Origin of the sequence: Comamonas testosteroni (assembly GCF_030505195.1) — a bacterium.
Classification (GTDB): Bacteria; Pseudomonadota; Gammaproteobacteria; order Burkholderiales; family Burkholderiaceae_C; genus Comamonas; species Comamonas testosteroni_G.
In genome coordinates this window covers 1,123,219-1,140,224 of sequence record NZ_CP129672.1, presented here as the reverse complement: position 1 = coordinate 1,140,224, position 17,006 = coordinate 1,123,219, and the positions used below count along the sequence as shown (strand labels likewise).

Here is a 17,006-nt window from a genome sequence, read left to right as displayed (position 1 = left end):
TGGAAGAATGGGTGGAGACAACAAAGATGAACTTCGATTTCAGTGACGACCAGAACGCCTTGCGCAACGAGATACGCAAATTCCTGACCCGCGAATCGCCGTTGACGCAGGCGCGTGCCTTGCTCGAGGGCGAGGGGCACCATGCCCGGGACGTATGGAGCGGCATGGCCCAGCTGGGCGTGACCAGCCTGATGCTGCCGCAGGACTGTGGCGGTATCGGTCTCGGTGCCATGGAGATGTGCGTGGTGGCCGAGGAAGTGGGCCGCCAGCTCAGCCCCGTGCCTCTGGCATCGACCATGTATCTGGCGGTGCAGGCTGTCCTGCTATCTACACAGGATCAGTCTGCGCAACGCCGGCAATGGCTGCTGCCGGTTTCGGGCGGAAGCATTGGCTGCCTGGCAGCGCCTGTGGACGGGCAGGAGCCGCCATCCGGTCTGCCCCTGTTTGACGGCAAGACCTTGAAGGGGGAATGTCCGCTGGTGGCCGACGGCATGGCCGCGCAATGGGGTGTGGCGCTGGCGCGCGATGCGACGGGGGCGGATGTGCTGGTGGCCTTCAGCTGTGACGGCTCGGTGCAGCGCAGGAAACTCAAGACGCTGGATCCTTCCAAGCCCTATGCCTTGTTGCGCTTTGACGGCACGGCGGCCGAGCCGCTTGACGGAGCCCGCAGCGCTGCTCAGGTGCTGGCACGCGTGCGCAATCGTGCTGCCGTGATGCTGGCCTTCGAACAGCTGGGAGCCGCCGACGCCGCGCTGGAGATGGCCTGCAGCTATGCCAGGGAGCGCAAGGCCTTTGGCCGGCCCATTGGCTCCTATCAGGGCATCAAGCACAAGCTGGCCAATCTCTACACCAGCAACCAGCTGGCCCGTGCGCATTGCTACTACGGAGCCTGGGCGCTGACGGCAGATATGGCTCTGGCTGATGGTGCGCCCGAGCTGGCCTGCGCGGCCGCGGCAGCTCGCGTGAGCAGCACCCAGGCGCTGTCGGATGCCGCGCAGGAAAACCTGCACACCCACGGCGGCATGGGCTATACGTGGGAGCTGGACTGCCATCTGTTCTATCGCCGCGCGCGTCAGCAGGCCGTGCAGCTGGGCAGTATCCACACCTGGCGCGAGCAGGTGGCGGTCGAGTTGCAAAAGCGGCTGCTTGCTCCTGCGCAAGAGACGATTGTGCAGAGCACGGCCGCGGCGGAGCGTCAGTCCATGGACTTTGAGGACACGCCCGAAGAAGCCGTCTTCCGTGCCGAATGCCGCGCCTGGCTGCAAGCCAATGCCCAGCCCAAGGCCAGTGCCGACGATTACTTCGGTCGCGACATGACTGCCGAGCAGCGCATGGAGGCAGCCCGGCTCTGGCAGGGCAAGAAGGCTGCAGCGGGCTTTGGCGCGATTACCTGGCCCAAGGTGCTGGGTGGCCGGGGCGGCACACCCATGCAGGAGCTGATCTGGCGGCAGGAGGAGGGCAAGGTCAAAGTGCCCACGGGCATGTTCAATGTGAGCCTGGGCATGGTGTTGCCATCGGTGATGGCGCACGCCAGCGCCGAAGTGCTGGCCCTGCATGTGGCCCCGGCACTGGGCGGAAAAAACCTCTGGTGCCAGCTGCTGAGCGAGCCGGGGGCCGGCTCCGATCTGGGCATGGTGCGCACACGTGCCGAGCGTGCAACCGATGGCCGCGAAGGCTGGATCCTCAACGGCCAGAAGGTCTGGACCTCTCTTGCGCAGTTTGCCCAGTTGGGTCTGGTGCTGGCAAGGACCAATGCGCAGGCGAGCAAGTTTGAGGGACTGACCACCTTCTTTCTCGATATGCACTCGCCCGGCATTGCCGTGCGGCCGATTCGCCAGGCAGGGGGCGAGTCCGAGTTCAACGAAGTCTTCTTCGAGGACGTGTTCGTGCCCGACAGTCAGATGGTGGGCAAGCTGGGCGGTGGTTGGAAGGTCACGCTGACAGGCTTGATGGCAGAGCGCCTGGCCATTGGCGGCGTGATGCCCGCCGAGCTGTGGCGCACCACGGCGGGCCTGCTGGCCGATCATCGATTTGACGGCAAGCCGGCGCTGCAGGACGGTCGCCTGCGCGAGCGCTGGGCCGACCTCTATCTGAAGGAGCAGGCGCTATGGCTGCTGCAGTGCCGCGCGCTGACGGCGCTGAGCAAGGGGCGACAGCCCGGCCCCGAAATGAGCGGCGCCAAGAACGTGGCCGCTGCCGCGCTGCAGTCCTTCAGCTATTTCGCCATCGACTTGCTGGGCGAGCGCGGCGTGCTGGCCGCCAGCGAACTTGGCGAGCGTTTTGCCATGGTGGAGCGCCTGTGGTTCGGCTCTGCCGGCATGCGCATTGCGGGCGGTACCGACGAGGTGGTGCTCAACAGCATTGGCGAACGCGTGCTGGGGCTGGCTGCCGAGCCCCGTGCGGACAAGGACCTTCCCTTCTGCGAACTGCTTGCCTAGTGACTTGGCGCGGCACGCCGCAATGTGCCGCGTCCTTTTTGCCGGGCATGCACGGCTCCATTCAATCCACGTGGCGGAGATCACGTTTTTCAGGAGACAGGAAATGAGTGCATCTGCTGCGGCCCAAGTGCCGCAAGCCGCTTCGGTCAGGGTGCTGCCGGCGAGCAATGTGACGGGCTGGCGTCGTCACTATCTGCTGCTGGTGCTGCTGCTCGTCTATGGCGTGAGCATGATAGACCGTCAGATCATGGGGGTGCTGATTCAGCCCATCAAGCAGGAGATGGGGGTTTCGGACAGTGCCATGGGCCTGCTCACGGGTCTGGCCTTTGCGCTGTTCTACAGCATTCTGGCCGTACCCTTTGGCCGCTTTGCCGACCGCACCAATCGCCGCAACCTGATTGCCTGGTGCTGCGCCGGCTGGAGCGTTGCCACGGGTTTTTGCGGCATGGCGGTAGGCTTCTGGAGCCTGACGGCCGCTCGTGTGGGCGTGGCTGTGGGCGAGGCAGGCAGCACGGCGGCATCGACCACCATGATCGCCGACGTCTACCCGCCCGAGCAGCGCAGCCGAGCCATGAGCGTGTTCAGCCTGGGCCCGCATCTGGGCTCGCTGGTGGGGCTGGGTGTGGGCGCCTGGATTGCCCAGCACTATGGTTGGCGTGCGGCCTTTTTGTGGCTGTCTGTGCCCGGCGTGCTGATCGCTTTGCTGCTGCGCTTGACTTGCCGCGAGCCCTTGCGCGGCGCGCAGGAAGGTCGTGCCGTGGTGCAGGCAGCAACCGAGAAGTTCAGCGAGGTGATGTCGGCCCTGGTGCGCAACAAGGCGTTTGTGGGCCTGGGGCTGGCCAGCATGCTGATGGCGTTCTCGGGCTATGCGATCGGCATGTGGAATACCGCGTTTTTGGTGCGCTCCCATGGTCTTCAGCTCAAGGATGCTGGCGCCATCATGGGATTTATCGGTGGGCCGGGGGCAATTTTTGGGGCCTTGCTCAGCGGTTGGGTCACCGATCTGATGGCAAGGAGGGACGTGCGCTGGCAGATTGGCATTCCGGTTCTGGGGACGCTGATTTCGATTCCGCTGGGGCTGGCTTTCTATCTGGATGACTCTGCGGGACAGTGGACGCTGGCCGGGCTGCAGATTCCGCATGCGATTGCCTACTACGGCCTGTTCTCCATCTTCTCCAGCTTCTGGGCGGCGCCGGTGTTTGCTGCACTGACCAATGTGATTGCCTCCAGCCGTCTGGCGACTTCGCTGTCCATCTACAACCTGCTGCTGACTGCCGTTGGCGGTGGTCTGGGACCTTTGGCGGTGGGCCTTCTCAGCGATGCATTCAGCGCTCGGGCGGGCAATGAATCGCTGCGCTGGGCGCTGATCTGCATGCTTGCCTTCTATGCGCTTGCGCTGCTGATCTATGCCTGGACCATCAAGCCCTATGCATCGATGGTGACTACGAAAAAGATGGCTTGAGGCGATCTGGAGACAAACGATGGAGCGAATTTCCTCTGAGATTGTGCTTTCGTCGACCAAGCCCCGGGGAAGGCCCGGGCGGAAGTTTTTTCAGGGTAGGTGCTGTTGGGCGCTGCTGACCGATCTGCGAGCATGCCCCCTCGAAACCACAAGGGTCTGCACCAGGTTCAAGCGGACGATGAATGTGGACAGACCGCCGTCGAGCATTGCAGCACCTGCGGGACAAGTGGATTCATACAACGGGAAGACAGACGGAGACAAGAGATGACACGGACCTTCAATCTGGCGGATATTTTTGAGTTGGTGGTGCAAGCTGTGCCGGATCGCGTTGCTTTTGGCTGCGGCAACCAGACGCTCACTTTCAGACAGCTCGATGAGCGAGCCAATCAGCTGGGCAATGCGCTGCGTGCGCGTGGCATAGGGCGGGGCGACAACGTCGGCATCCAGCTCTACAACTGCGCCGAGTATCTGGAGGCCTTTTTCGCCTGCAGCAAGGTCGGTGCGGTGCCGGTCAACGTCAACTACCGCTATGTGGCCGATGAACTTCAGGGGCTGTTCAACAGCCTGGATCTGCGCGGCCTGGTCTATGGCGCGGACTTCGATGCGTCGGTGCAGGAAGTCATTGCCCTGGTGCCCACTTTGCGCCTGGCGCTGCGGGTTGGCGAGGATCGCCATGGCCAGTCCAGGACGGTGCAACCCTACGAGCGCGTGTTGGCCGAAGGTGCAAAGGATCTCACGGACGCCGATCGCAGCGATGACGATATCTTCATGCTCTGCACCGGCGGCACCACGGGGCTGCCCAAGGGGGTGATGTGGCCGCATAAATCCTTGTTCATGGGGGCCTTGGGCGGTGGCGGCTATTACTTCCGCCGACCTCCCATCGAAAGGCCCGAGGAGCTGCTGCAGCTGGTGCCCAACAGCCCGGCGCTGGCCTATCTGGCGGCGGCCCCGCTCATGCATGGCGCAGCCATGTGGGCCACCCTGATCAGCCTGTTTTCCGGGCATCCGGTCTATGTGAACGATCGCAAGCACTTCGATCCCGTGCACATGCTGGACCTGATCGAGCATCACCAGATCAATGTGATGGCCGTGGTTGGCGATGCCATGGCCTTGCCCATCATCCAGGCGCTGGAGAACAACCCCGGGCGCTGGCCTCTGAAGTCACTGAGGATCTTCGGCAACGGCGGTGCCGTGTTCTCGCGTCATCTGCAGGAGCGGCTGCTGGTGCAGGTGCCGCATCTGATGCTCAACAACGGCATGGCCAGCTCCGAATCCGGCGTTCTGGGCGGGGGAGAGAAGACGCCCGAGGGCGAAGGCTTTATGCGCATCGCGCCGCGTCCCGATCTCAGCGTGATTTCCGAAGATCTGCGCATCCTGACTCAGCCAGGGGAAGAAGGCATTCTTTCGCGCCGTGGTCACATGCCCCTGGGCTACTACGGCGACCCCAAGAAAACGGCCGAAACCTTTGTGGTCGTGGAGGGCAGCCGCTGGGTGCTGACGGGAGACAGGGCCCGCATCGACACCACGGGTGAATTGATGGTGCTTGGACGAGGCTCGCAGTGCATCAACACCGGAGGTGAGAAGGTCTACCCCGAAGAGGTGGAGGAAACCGCGCGCCGCTACCCGCCGGTTCAGGATGTGGTGGTCGTGGGGCTTCCCGACGAGCGCTGGGGCAGCAAGGTGGTGGCCGTGGTGCAGGTGCAGCAGGGCCGCGAGTTCGATCTGCAGGAGTTCGAAAAGATCTGCCGCAGCAATCTGTCGGGCTACAAGATCCCGCGTGCCGTGTATCTGGCCCCGGAAGTCAAGCGCAGCCCGGCAGGCAAGGCGGATTACCGTTGGGCCAAGGCCTATGCGGCCGAGCATGAACCGCTGAGCGCCATAGAGGCCTGAACCGGAGGCAAGAGAGCAGTTGCAGACAGCAGAAAGAATACCCTGTTCGTCGCGCCTGACGACGGGATTTAAAGGAGGCTTCGGCCTCCTTCTTTTTTATCTTCAGCGTGCCGCAGCGCAGATCCGGCGCGCCGTCTTCTCGGACTTCAGCTCCACAAAGGCCTTGGCCTGCGCGTCATAGCGGTGTGCGATCACATACCGGCTGCAGCGGTCCGAATAGCGTGCGCAGGTCTGCATGGCAATGCAAAGATGAGGCCCGTTCCCCCAGACCTTGGCGGGCGGCCTGTCGTAAATGCCTTCGTACAGCGTCTGCTCCTGCGCTTCCCCGTCATTCCATCTGGCCACGATTTCAGAAGAGAAATGGTCAAAGCCGGCGCTGCTGTAGCTCACCTCGTAGTCAATCCTGCCCAGCTTGGTGATGGATGTGTGGCCCGTGACCTGCTTTTCCCAGGCCGCAGCTTCCTGCGCGCCGCAAGGCATGGCGCAAAAGCCCAGCAGCATGAGCCACGTTTGAAGCGGGGGGTAGAACTTGCGCAAATGCATGGGGGCAGACATGGAGGATGACGGGGTCACTATATCGCCGGCATCACGCATGGCGTGAACACGATCTGCCCAAGGCACCTGTTCGATGCACCTGCTTGATGCACCTGCTTGAGGCGCTTGGTCGAGACGCTTGGTCGATGCGTCCGATCTGTGCGAAGGAGGCCAGGGGGTATGGCGGCTCGCAAGCAGGGCGGATCGAGCGGATCTGCTCCGCTCTGGCGGCAGGACTCACAGCGTTCAGCTGGCCCTTTGCTCGCTGCGCTTGAGCAAGCGGCCCGGCAATGCATCGGTGGCCATGCTGTCGCGGTAGGTGATCTGGCCGGACTTGATGGTGTAGCGGTAGCCTTGCGCCCCTTGCAAGAAGCGCTTGCCGCCGGCGGGCAGGTCGCGAGCGATGTGCGGCGGCAGAATTTTGAGCGCCTGCAGATCGATGATGTTTATATCAGCCAGTTGGCCGACCTGCAGGACTCCTCGGTCGGCAAAGCCGTAGAGCGAGGCCGGCCGCTGCGTCAGCATATGGACGGCCTGCTCGATACTGAACAGGCCGCGCTCGCGCACCCATTCGGTGAGCAGAAAAGTCGTTGCGCTGCCATCGCAGATGGTGCCCACATGGGCGCCGCCATCGCCCAAGGCGGGAACGGTGTGGGGATGGCCGATCAGCTCGTGCAGGGCGCTGCAGTCATGGTTCAGATAATTGGCCATGGGCAGATAGACCAGCGCCTGGCCTTCATTGCCCAGCATGAAGTCATACATCCAATCGAGCGGCTGCTGGCCGGCTGCGTCGGCCAGCGCCTGAACCGATTCGCCTTCTTGCGGCAGATAGTTGGGCTCTTGGCCGCACCAGGGGTACATGCCCGCAAAGTTCTGGCCGAAGTACTCTATGAACAGGTGGGGGTTGCGGTCCTTCTCGCCGAGGATGGCGCTGCGCGTGCCCGGTCGGGCCAGCTCCTGGAGGCGTTCTGCTGGACTGAGCTGCGCCAGCGCTTCATAGCTGGGCTTGCAGGAGAAGGGGTTCAGGCTGCATTCAAACCCCATGAGTACGCCCACAGGGCGGTTGAGCACCTGGCCCACGATGCGCAGCCCGCCGGCATTGGCGGCGTCAATATGCCGCAGCAGCTCTCGGTGCAGCTGCGGGCGGTGCGGATACTGAAGCACGGTGAGCGTGCTGGCGCAGCCCGTGTCCTGACTGACGCGTGTGAGGATGCTGAATTCGTCCTCGACCTGCTCGAAGTCCGAGATCATCTGGAAGACGCTGTTCGGATAGCTCTTGAGCGAGAGTCCCAGTGCCAGCAACTCCTCGCTCACGGCCTGGTACATGGGGGTGAAGTCCCCCGACTTGGAGCGATGGGCCATGGTGCGCGAGGTGGACAGACCCACGGCTCCGGCTGCCAGGCCTTGCCTGATCAGCTCCTGCATGGTTTCGATGTCCTCGGCGCTGGCCTGCTCGCGCCGTATGGCACGCTCGCCCATGGCATAGACGCGCAGTGGAGCGTGAGGCAGCAGGGCGGCAATATCGATGTCGTAGCGCTGCTCAGCCAGGGCTCGCAGGTACTCAGGGAAGCTTTCCCAGTTCCATGGCAGGCCTTCATGCAGCGCGGTGTCGGGGATGTCCTCGACGCCCTCCATGAGCGCAATCAGCGTGTCGCGGTCCTCGGGCCGACAGGGGGCAAAGCCCACGCCGCAGTTGCCCATCACTGCGGTGGTCACGCCCTGCTGGGAGCTTGGCCAAAGCCTTTCATCCCAGGTTGCCTGACCGTCGAAGTGCGTGTGCACATCCACAAAGCCCGGCGTCACCAGCAGTCCGCTGGCGTCGATTTCCTGCGCAGCCGTGCCCAGGTCTTGGCCGATGGCGGCGATGCGCTCATGGCGCACACCGATGTCTGCGCGGTAAGCGGGGGCCCCGGTGCCGTCCACGATGCGGCCGTTACGGATCAGCAAGTCGAAGTGCTGCATGTGTCAGTCTCCTTGAGGTTCTGGTGTGCGGTCGAGCCCGCAGCCGCGTTCCATTAAGAGGCAATCCGCGCCCAAGGCCTATCGGGGTTAGGGAATCGTCCGTTGGGACGATGTGAGGGAGGCTTCCCATGACCACGATGCTCAAGGCGGCGCCATCGGACTGGAGATGGATGCGGCCGCCATCTCGTCCTGGCAGCGGCGCAAAGGTGTGAGCTGCGGCGTGATGCAAAAAACCAAGAAAACAATGACAAACAAAAATCAACAGAATCCATCAAGGGTGTATGTGCTGGCGCTGCTAACGGCCTTGTCTGGCCTGACCTTCATGGACCGGCAGATCCTGGCTGTGCTGCTGCAGCCCATCAAGCAGGAGTTCGGCTTCTCGGACCTGCAGATCGGCCTGATTACCGGGCTCGGTTTTGCGCTGACGTTCGCAGTGCTGGGCATTCCTCTGGGGCGACTGGCAGACAGGCATGAGCGTCGCAGCCTGATTGCATGGTGCCGTGGCGTTGGTGGCAGCGTTGCGGCGCTGGGCGCGCTGGCCACGGGTTCGGGTGGACTGACTGCATCGCGCGCCGGTGCCGCATTGGGGGATGCCGGTGGCGGCGCTGCGTCCATGTCCATCCTGGCCGATCTGTACAAGCCCCATGAGCGCTCGCGTGCCATGAGTGTCTTTGGTGTCGGCAATGCGATGGGCGCCTTGCTGGCTTTGCTGCTGGGGCCGTTGTTTGCCGAGTGGTGGGGGTGGCGGGTGACCATGGTCATCATCGGCGTGGCCATCATGGTCCTGTCCCTGGTGCTGCGCCTGAGCATCAGCGAACCCGTTCGTACCATCCCGCAGGTGGCCTGCGGCCCGCAGGACGGCCGGCCACAGGCCCAGTCTGCCGTCGCCCTGATATGGACAGAGCCCGTGACCCGGTTTCTGATCGTGGGCGCTGCCTGTGTCCTGATCGCGGGAATCTCGATCGGTGCCTGGAATGTGGCCCTGCTTGCGCGGCGTTTCGATCTCAGTCTCAAGCAGGCAGGGTCGATTTCCGCAGGCGCTGCCGTGCTCTCGGTATCGGGCAGCCTGTTCTCCGGCTGGTTGACGGACCGGCTGGCGCGCAGCGATGTGCGCTGGCAGATTCGCATCCCCGTGATCGGCACCAGCCTGGCCATGGTGCTGGGGTTCGGCTATCTGCTGGTGGGCTCGGACATGTTCATGCTGTCCATTGCCTGCATGTTGATTTATTCGTTTTTCACGGCCTGGTGGGCTCCGGCCACCTACGCAGCCCTGAGCCTGGTCGTGCCGACCGAGCGGCGCGCCACGGCCAGCGCCATGGTCCTGATGGCCGGAGCCCTGCTGGGCAACGGAGTGGGACCTATCGTGGCGGGCTGGCTCAGCGATGCGCTCAACACCGTTGTACCTGGCGAAGGCCTGCGCTATGCCATGGCGATCATGATGTGCACGCTGTTGCCGGCGGTGTGGGCGTTTTACCGTGCTCTGCAGCACTACCCTGGAGCCTATCGCAGGGCCCACGCACCCGTGGTCGTTGCCGCATGAAGCCGGCAAAGATGAGCGAGAAGGATTCCTGCGCCGTATGGAAGATGATCTATCTGGCGCGGCGCAATCCGGCGTTGCGCCCGGAGGATTTTGCGCAGGCCTGGCGCGAGCATTCCGCGCTGGGTCGTCAGTGCCGCAACGTGGGCCAGCGCGTCAAGGCCGTGGCCCAGTGCTCACGAGATCTGCAGGCAGATGCCGCAGCCCTGAGCAAGGACTATGACGGCGTCAATCTCATGGTGCTGGCAGAGCGCGAAGCCGGCTCTGCGATCTGGTGCGACCCGCAAACCCTGGCCGTCATGCGTCCCGACGAGCCACGCGTTTTTGCCGACTATGTGCGCAATTTCTCGCTGCTGTGCCGTCAGCAGGTCTTGCATGGCTGCCGGTCCGTGGATGTCCTGCCGCAGCAAAAGCAAGTCATGTTGATCGGTTTTTTGCAGCGCAGCGACGTCTGGCGGGGCGCTGCGGCCTTGCCGGAGATTTGTCCACCGCAGTGGCAAAGCGCTGCTCTGGGCCTGGCCAGCCGCATTGTCTGCAACACCGTCGATGAGCAACCGCCTTCCGGCTACGGCTACCACCATGTGGTCGAGTGGTGGTTTGACTCGGTGGAGCAGGCGCAGGCGGCAGCGCTGTCACTCGATGTCTCGGCCCGTGCGCAGGACGGCGAGTTCGGCTGGGGCGAACATGTCTTCGCGCTGACACAGGTGACGCATGCCAGACCTTGAGGATGTATAAATTGATAGCTGTTATCGCTTTATAAATAAGGATTTCAATATGTTTTGTATTGAATTTCCTTTTGGATAAAGCGCTAGAAGCTATGATTTTTAAGTGGATTCCTTCCCCCAGCAAAAAGGCCCATGCAAGTGCATGGGCCTTTTGCCTTGGAGATTCTCGGGATCAGGCCGTCGCTTCTTCGGCTTCCTGGGTATAGGCCACCATGCCGCGCGGAATGTACCTGCCTTCGCACTGGTCCAGATACTCGGCCGCCTTGGAGCGGGGGTTGTAGAACTGCTTGTACCAGATGCGGGCCTTGAGGAAGGCGCCGTCGCTGGGGATGAACAGCGGGTTCAGGCAGGGTGCCTTCTGCGACCAGACTTCGAAGTCCTGGGCAAAGGCCAAGCGGCTGGCCTCCTGGTACTGCTTGGCTGCGATCTCATCCGCCTTGGTGGGCAGGCCGCCATGCGCGGTCTTGACCAGCAGGTTGTGCCAGACCTTGATCCTGCCGTCCTCGATGGGGGTATGCATGATCATCATGAAGGAGTTGAACATGCCGCTGACCTTGGAGACCAGGATGGCGGGGCCGTGGTACCAGGTGTCGGTGTGCAGATCGGCGCTGGCACCGCCTTCGCCCACCAGGGTGCGGTGACCGCCGCACTGGCGCTGGATGGCGTTGTGGCCCTTGAATTCGTTCTCGAAGCGCGCCACGGTGGAGCCGTGGATGGGGCTGAGGTGACCATAGTCGGCAATATTGTCCACGACCTCCATGGGGTGCTGGTGCAGCTCGCCCAGGTAGTCCCACTGGCCGTTGACATAGGTCTCGTCATGCCAGTCGCCAAAAGTGGGCAGATCGTAGTCGGGCTCGCCACCTTCGGGATCGAACCAGACCCAGATGGCGCCGTACTGCTCGACCACCTTCCAGCTCTTGACCGCAGCCGCAGCCGGAATGGCTCCGTCGTGATAGGGGATGTGGTTGCACTTGCCGTCCGCGCCGAAGCGCCAGCCGTGGTAGGGGCAGCGGATGCCGTCGCCTTCCACATTGCTGCCGCCTCCGTCGATCACCACATAGCTGGTGGCGTTGGGCGCTGCCAGATGGGTCTTCATATGGGGGCAGTAAGCGTCCAGCAGCACGACCTTGCCGCTTTCGCGGCCACGGTAGAGCGCGAAATCCTGGCCGAAGAAGCGCACGGCCACGGGCTTGTGGGTGTCGAGCGCACTGGCCTCGGAAATCATGAACCAGCCACGCGGGTAGGTGAATTCACCGAGGCGGTAGTCCTTCGTGGTTGCCATTGCAGAGGTCTCCGTATTGAGTTTTGGACGGATGAATCTTCTGGCAAGTGACGTCGCTGCGCATACTCTGTTTGGACGAGTGAATGCGCGGCTTTGATATGGCGCAAATCGCACAGGGTTTGCCCTGGGTTGGGTGTTTGCGCACGCTTACATGCTGCTCACGTGGTCGCCGCCACGCGCTCTTTGTGAAGTGGTTGCAGGTCAATCATGGTGTAGCTCTTGGCCAGTGGCAGAGCGTCTTTCTCCGTGCCCAGCCAGAACAGTGCCTCCGCAATCTCTTCGGGGGTGGAGGCACCATAGCGCTGAGCCAGCAGGCCGTCGTCGCCCAGCGTGGCCTTGACGGCCTCGGTCGTCACCACGCCGGGGTTGACGCTGAAGGCGCGCACATTCTGCTGCTTGTATTCGGTGTTGATGCAGCCGGCCAGGCGCGCAATGGCGGCCTTGGAGGCTCCATAGGCAAAGCCCCAGCCGCCCTGGTCGGCGGGCACGGGCGGGTTGTACTGACCGGCAGCCGAGCACACATTGATGATGCGGCCGCCGCCTTGTGCCGCCATGGCCGGCAGCAGGCGCTGCGCCAGATGGAAAGGGGCGATGACATTGCCCTGCATGCAGCGCTGCAGCGACTCGGCCGTGATCTCGGGGATCAGGTGGTTGATCTCGCGGTTCTGGTAGACGGCGTTGTTGATCAGCAGATCGACACGGCCAAAGCGTTTGAGCACAGCGTCTGCGGCCTTGTCCAGGCTGCTCAGGTCCATCAGGTCCATGACATGCGCAAAGACCTCGCCCCCGGCGGCCTCGATGGCCTTGGCGGTGGACTCCAGACTGCCGGACAGAAGCTGGCCGCCTGGCAGGCGCAGCTGGTTTGCCATCTGCGCACCTTCGCTCAGCGTGCGGGCGGTGATGGCCACGCGCCATCCCTTGACGGCAAAGAAGACGGCGGTTGCCGCGCCGATGCCGCGGCTGGCACCGGTGATGAGAACGACGGGTCGGCTCATGAGAGTCTCCAATTTTTGATGATCAGGCGGCAGCCATCTGCAACTGCTGCAGGCGCTGCTGATAGGAGCGGATGGCCAACGCGAAGAAAAGCGAAGTGATGACGAGCAGCGAGGTCACGCCCATCAGCGCCCAGCGCAGGCCTTCGGAGCCATGGGCCCGGGAAAAGTAGTCCGACAAAATGCCGGTTACCAGCGGACCCAGGCCCACGCCGAGCAAGGTCATGAAAAGATTGAGAAGTGCCGAGGCAACGCTGCGTTCGGCGGCAGTCACCATCTGGCTGACGGCGCTGTAGGAGAGCGTGGCAAACCAGCTCGCAAAGAAGCCGAACAGCAGGGCAAATGCCATGGCATAGGGAACCTTGATGCCGGCAACCGTCCAGAAGTCGGACACGGGCCAGAAAAACACGGCCACGCCTGCAGGCACGGCGCAGAAGGTGCCCATGGCGGCCAGGCGCAGCTGCCAGCGCGAGTCGCGCTGCGTCAATCTGTCGCTGAGCCAGCCGCAGAACATGGCGCCGAACACGGCACCCAGGCCGCTGGCCAGGCCGAACACCAGGCCGGCGTGGGAGATGCTCATGCCGTGAATGCGCATGAAAAAGCTCGGCGCCCAGACACCGTAGCCATAACCGGCAATACCGGCCACGCCGCAGGCGATGCAGATATTGCGCAGCGGTGCCATGCCCAGCAAACGCCTGACCTGGGCAAACATGGATTCGCGCGGGGTGCTGCCCTGCGCTGCGGGCCTGGTGCTTTCATAGGCGCCACGTGCCGGCTCCTTGACAAAGAAATACACCAGCAGCGCAAGAATTACGCCCGGAATGCCGAAGGCGAGAAACACCGAGCGCCAGCCGTAGTGCTGGGCCACCATGCCGCCGATGACCAGGCCCAGCAGCGTTCCCAGGTTGGGGCCCATCATGAACAGACTGATGGCAAACGAACGCATCCTGGGGGGGTACAGGTCCGAGACGATGGACACCGAGGGCGCCATGCCGCCGGCTTCGCCCACGGCAACGCTCATGCGGGCCAGCAGCATGTGCCAGTACTGCGTGGCCATGCCGCAGGCAGCGGTGGCAAGGCTCCAGATGCCGCAGCACAGGGCCACGATGTTGCGGCGGTTGCGGGTGTCGGCCAGACGCCCCACAGGCACACCCAGCATGGCATAGATCAGACCGAAGGCCAGCCCCGTGAGCAAACCCATCTCGGTGTCGGAGGCACCGAATTCCTGTTTGACGGGCTCCAGCAAAATAGACAGAACCTGTCGGTCGATGAAGGAGAAAATATAGACCAGCGCCAGCAGGGCGAGGCTGAGATGAGTGCGCCAGCTGACGGCGGGAGGCGGGGTTTGAGGGGTGTGCATGCGCTGCATCGTGCGAGGGGCCTAGGGTTATGCCATCGTCTTTTTGGACGACGACCGCGAAATCCTCAGGTCTGAGCATGTGCCTTCCGTTCATGGCTTTCAAGAGAAATATCGAGGAGACAAAATGACCCAGACGAATTCGTCCATCGGCATTCGCCAACTGCTGGACATGCAAAAACAGGCCTTTATCGAAGAGGCCGCAGTCAGCGCCGATGTGCGCATGCAGCGCATTCAGCAAGTCATCGACATGCTGGTGGAGCACAAGGAGGCACTGTGCCAGGCCATGGGCGAAGACTTTGGTGGCCGCCCCGCTGTGTTCTCGCTGGCCAATGACATTCTCGGCTCGCTGTCCTCGCTCAAGCATGCACGCGATCACCTCAAGGGCTGGCTGGGTGACTCCGAGCGTCCCAGCGTCAAACCCTTCGACATGTTTGGTGCCACGGCCTGGGTCAAGTACCAGCCCAAGGGCGTGATCGGCATCATCGGCACCTGGAATGCGCCTCTGTTCACCTTGCTGTCGCCGCTGGCCTGCGCGTTCGCGGCGGGCAACCGGGCCGTGCTCAAACCTTCCGAAATTGCACCGCGTACGGCCCAGGTGCTGGCCGAGGCCGTGGCCAAGCGCTTTGACCCCCAGGTGCTGGCCGTGGTGCAGGGCGGTCCCGAAGTGGCTGCGGCATTTGCCGAGCAGCCCTGGAACCATCTGGTCTTCACGGGCTCCACCAGCGTGGGCAAGCTCATCATGGCGGCCGCCGCCAGGAACCTGGTGCCCGTGACGCTGGAGCTGGGTGGCAAGTCCCCCGTGCTGGTGGGCGATTCCGCCGACATCGCCAATGCGGCCGAGCGCATCGCCGTTGGCAAGTCGCTCAACTCCGGCCAGCTTTGCGTGTCACCCGACGTGGTCTGGGTCCATGAATCCCGCCTGCAGGCGCTGGCCGATGGCATTGCCTCGCAATACCAGGCGCTGTATCCCTCGGTGACAGGCAACGCAGACATGACGCCCGTGATCAACGAGCGCCACCACGCACGTGTGAAAGCCTATGTCGATGATGCCAGGGCGCGTGGTCTGACCGTGCTGGAAGTCGGTGCCGCGCAAGCCGGCGCAGACCGCCGCCTGCCGCTGGCGCTGGTCGTCAACCCGCCAGCCGAAGCCGAAATATCCCAGCACGAAATCTTCGGCCCGGCCCTGGTGCTGCGAAGCTTCCAGAACATCCGCGATGCGGTGGCCGCGATCAATTCCGGTGAGCGCCCGCTGGCGCTGTACTACTTCGGCAGCGACGAGACGGAGCAGAACTGGGTGCTGGACAACACGCTGTCCGGCGGTGTCTCCATCAATGATGTGGTCATGCATCCTGCGTTGGAGGATGCGCCGTTTGGCGGCGTCGGTGCTTCGGGCATGGGCCACTACCATGGCCGCGAGGGTTTTCTCGAGTTCAGTCATGCCCGCTCCGTCTACAAGGCCGGCAACCACGACCCGCGTCGCGAGTGGGGCATGCTGCCGCCCTATAACGAGCAGTTTGCACAGATGCTGCAGGCAGCAGTCACTCCCTGAGCCGCTGCGCGGCTTTCCCCTCTCTGCCTCGCGGTAGAGGGACGACAGCCTCGCTGTCTCTGATCTGGAATTTTCCTGATTCGTGGCGCTGCCGTGGTGCAGCGCGATCAATGTCAAGGGCTCCATTTTTCGTGTTGACGCAAGCTGAGGGGTCCGACCATGGGGCTTGCCCCATGGTCCGTTTGGTGGATGTTTCAAAAGCGTTTCATGCAGAGCATGGCTGGGTTGGAACGCAATCAGAGGAAGAGACATGAACGAGATTTTTCGCCAGTTTTCGCTGGAGGGGCAGGTGGCCGTGGTGACCGGCGCGGGCAAGGGTATCGGCCGTGCATGCGCTGTCACGCTGGCGAAGGCCGGTGCCGATGTGGCGCTGTTTGCGCGCACCGAAGCGGACCTGCAGGCAGTCAAGGCCGAGATTGAAGCGCTGGGCCGCCGCGCCATTGCCGTGCAGGGCGATGTGAACAAGGAAGAAGATCTGGACCAGCTCATCGTCCGCACCGTGGAGGAGCTGGGCAAGATCAATGTGCTCATCAACAATGTGGGCGGTGGCGGCCCCAACGACCCGCGCAAGGTGGCGGGCAAGGCGGTGCGCGAGATGCTGGCGTTCAATGTGGTGCCGGCGTACACGCTGATCCAGAAGGCCGCTGCGGCCATGGAGGCGGCGGGCGGCGGGGCCGTGGTCAATATCTCGTCCACGGCCGCACGCTATTCGCAAAAGTACTTCAGCGCCTATGGTGCGGCCAAGGCCGCGCTCAACCAGATGACGCGCTGCCTGGCGCAGGACTTCGGTCCCAAGGTACGTATCAACGCCATCGAGCCCGGCACCATCATGACCGATGCACTGGCACCGTTTCTCACGCCGGATCGCAAGGAGCGCATGGAAAAAACCACACCCATGGCACGCCTGGGTCAGCCCGAAGACATCGCCAATGCCGCGCTGTTTCTGGCCAGCCCCGCATCCAGCTGGGTGACCGGCAAGGTGCTGGGGGTGGACGGTGGCGTGGAAGCGCCCAACTTCTGACTCTGAAGGCATCGCTCAGGCGGGGCCGACCGTTTCGCGCAGAAAAAGGGGAGCTTGGGCTCCCTTTTTCTATGCACGCCTGACGATGTCGCTTGAGCCGCTCCGCAGCATGAGTCGAGCCTTTGCGTTCCCGGTCAAGCGCCATTGCAAGGTCTGCAAGCTGCAGCCCCGGATGACGCGGCTGCTGTGCGATGGCGCTCTGGGGTGGATTCAGCATGTCGTCGCCTGAGCCGCCTGCTTGCCGCCTGTTCGCT

General features: G+C 63.3%; 12 protein-coding genes. 7 read left to right on the top strand and 5 right to left on the bottom strand.

Going from position 1 to position 17,006, the window contains the following annotated elements:
- The first annotated feature begins 26 nt into the window (after positions 1 to 26).
- The 3 genes from QYQ99_RS05265 to QYQ99_RS05255 all read left to right on the top strand — a co-directional run bounded on the left by QYQ99_RS05265 (position 27) and on the right by QYQ99_RS05255 (position 5,790).
- The gene (locus QYQ99_RS05265; protein WP_302091731.1) at positions 27 to 2,438 is read left to right on the top strand and encodes an acyl-CoA dehydrogenase; all 2,412 of its coding nucleotides are present in this window, start codon (positions 27 to 29) and stop codon (positions 2,436 to 2,438) included.
- A 103-nt stretch (positions 2,439 to 2,541) separates the two neighbouring features.
- On the top strand, positions 2,542 to 3,900 hold the full coding sequence (locus QYQ99_RS05260) for a spinster family MFS transporter (RefSeq protein ID WP_302091730.1): 1,359 nt from the start codon (positions 2,542 to 2,544) through the stop codon (positions 3,898 to 3,900).
- A gap of 264 nt (positions 3,901 to 4,164) precedes the next feature.
- On the top strand, positions 4,165 to 5,790 hold the full coding sequence (locus QYQ99_RS05255; protein ID WP_302091729.1) for an AMP-binding protein: 1,626 nt from the start codon (positions 4,165 to 4,167) through the stop codon (positions 5,788 to 5,790).
- A 102-nt stretch (positions 5,791 to 5,892) separates the two neighbouring features.
- Here the strand turns inward: QYQ99_RS05255 and QYQ99_RS05250 are convergent, their stop codons facing one another.
- Positions 5,893 to 6,345 carry a hypothetical protein gene (locus tag QYQ99_RS05250; RefSeq protein ID WP_302091728.1) on the bottom strand — a complete coding sequence of 151 codons (453 nt, stop codon included), beginning with the start codon at positions 6,343 to 6,345 and terminating at the stop codon, positions 5,893 to 5,895.
- A 225-nt stretch (positions 6,346 to 6,570) separates the two neighbouring features.
- A complete protein-coding gene (locus QYQ99_RS05245; protein ID WP_302091727.1) occupies positions 6,571 to 8,286 on the bottom strand; it encodes an N-acyl-D-amino-acid deacylase family protein in 1,716 nt (571 codons plus the stop codon).
- A 244-nt stretch (positions 8,287 to 8,530) separates the two neighbouring features.
- Between QYQ99_RS05245 and QYQ99_RS05240 the strand changes: the two genes are divergently transcribed.
- Both QYQ99_RS05240 and QYQ99_RS05235 read left to right on the top strand, forming a co-directional pair.
- On the top strand, positions 8,531 to 9,826 hold the full coding sequence (locus tag QYQ99_RS05240; RefSeq protein WP_302091726.1) for an MFS transporter: 1,296 nt from the start codon (positions 8,531 to 8,533) through the stop codon (positions 9,824 to 9,826).
- 11 nt (positions 9,827 to 9,837) lie between these two features.
- Positions 9,838 to 10,548 (top strand): EthD domain-containing protein, encoded by a 711-nt coding sequence (locus QYQ99_RS05235; protein ID WP_302091725.1) that lies wholly within the window; start codon positions 9,838 to 9,840, stop codon positions 10,546 to 10,548.
- A 172-nt stretch (positions 10,549 to 10,720) separates the two neighbouring features.
- On the opposite strand, the gene QYQ99_RS05230 is transcribed toward QYQ99_RS05235, so the two are convergent.
- The 3 genes from QYQ99_RS05230 to QYQ99_RS05220 form a co-directional block, all read right to left on the bottom strand.
- Complete coding sequence (locus QYQ99_RS05230; protein WP_302091724.1) at positions 10,721 to 11,830, bottom strand: Rieske 2Fe-2S domain-containing protein; 1,110 nt, start codon at positions 11,828 to 11,830, stop codon at positions 10,721 to 10,723.
- 158 nt (positions 11,831 to 11,988) lie between these two features.
- On the bottom strand, positions 11,989 to 12,825 hold the full coding sequence (locus QYQ99_RS05225) for an SDR family NAD(P)-dependent oxidoreductase (protein ID WP_302091723.1): 837 nt from the start codon (positions 12,823 to 12,825) through the stop codon (positions 11,989 to 11,991).
- A gap of 22 nt (positions 12,826 to 12,847) precedes the next feature.
- Positions 12,848 to 14,182 (bottom strand): spinster family MFS transporter, encoded by a 1,335-nt coding sequence (locus QYQ99_RS05220; protein WP_302091722.1) that lies wholly within the window; start codon positions 14,180 to 14,182, stop codon positions 12,848 to 12,850.
- A 124-nt stretch (positions 14,183 to 14,306) separates the two neighbouring features.
- Between QYQ99_RS05220 and QYQ99_RS05215 the strand changes: the two genes are divergently transcribed.
- Both QYQ99_RS05215 and QYQ99_RS05210 read left to right on the top strand, forming a co-directional pair.
- Positions 14,307 to 15,731 carry a coniferyl aldehyde dehydrogenase gene (locus QYQ99_RS05215; RefSeq protein WP_302091721.1) on the top strand — a complete coding sequence of 475 codons (1,425 nt, stop codon included), beginning with the start codon at positions 14,307 to 14,309 and terminating at the stop codon, positions 15,729 to 15,731.
- A 250-nt stretch (positions 15,732 to 15,981) separates the two neighbouring features.
- Positions 15,982 to 16,752, top strand: a complete 771-nt coding sequence (locus QYQ99_RS05210) for a glucose 1-dehydrogenase (protein ID WP_302091720.1) — start codon at positions 15,982 to 15,984, stop codon at positions 16,750 to 16,752.
- Positions 16,753 to 17,006 lie beyond the last annotated feature (254 nt).

What these genes read in the sequence shown, in the direction of transcription:
- QYQ99_RS05265 (WP_302091731.1), top strand. Translation starts at nt 27, where the DNA reads ATGAACTTCGATTTCAGTGACGACCAGAACGCCTTGCGCAACGAGATA.
- QYQ99_RS05260 (WP_302091730.1), top strand. Translation starts at nt 2,542, where the DNA reads ATGAGTGCATCTGCTGCGGCCCAAGTGCCGCAAGCCGCTTCGGTCAGG.
- QYQ99_RS05255 (WP_302091729.1), top strand. Translation starts at nt 4,165, where the DNA reads ATGACACGGACCTTCAATCTGGCGGATATTTTTGAGTTGGTGGTGCAA.
- QYQ99_RS05250 (WP_302091728.1), bottom strand. Translation starts at nt 6,345, where the DNA reads ATGTCTGCCCCCATGCATTTGCGCAAGTTCTACCCCCCGCTTCAAACG.
- QYQ99_RS05245 (WP_302091727.1), bottom strand. Translation starts at nt 8,286, where the DNA reads ATGCAGCACTTCGACTTGCTGATCCGTAACGGCCGCATCGTGGACGGC.
- QYQ99_RS05240 (WP_302091726.1), top strand. Translation starts at nt 8,531, where the DNA reads ATGACAAACAAAAATCAACAGAATCCATCAAGGGTGTATGTGCTGGCG.
- QYQ99_RS05235 (WP_302091725.1), top strand. Translation starts at nt 9,838, where the DNA reads ATGAGCGAGAAGGATTCCTGCGCCGTATGGAAGATGATCTATCTGGCG.
- QYQ99_RS05230 (WP_302091724.1), bottom strand. Translation starts at nt 11,830, where the DNA reads ATGGCAACCACGAAGGACTACCGCCTCGGTGAATTCACCTACCCGCGT.
- QYQ99_RS05225 (WP_302091723.1), bottom strand. Translation starts at nt 12,825, where the DNA reads ATGAGCCGACCCGTCGTTCTCATCACCGGTGCCAGCCGCGGCATCGGC.
- QYQ99_RS05220 (WP_302091722.1), bottom strand. Translation starts at nt 14,182, where the DNA reads ATGCACACCCCTCAAACCCCGCCTCCCGCCGTCAGCTGGCGCACTCAT.
- QYQ99_RS05215 (WP_302091721.1), top strand. Translation starts at nt 14,307, where the DNA reads ATGACCCAGACGAATTCGTCCATCGGCATTCGCCAACTGCTGGACATG.
- QYQ99_RS05210 (WP_302091720.1), top strand. Translation starts at nt 15,982, where the DNA reads ATGAACGAGATTTTTCGCCAGTTTTCGCTGGAGGGGCAGGTGGCCGTG.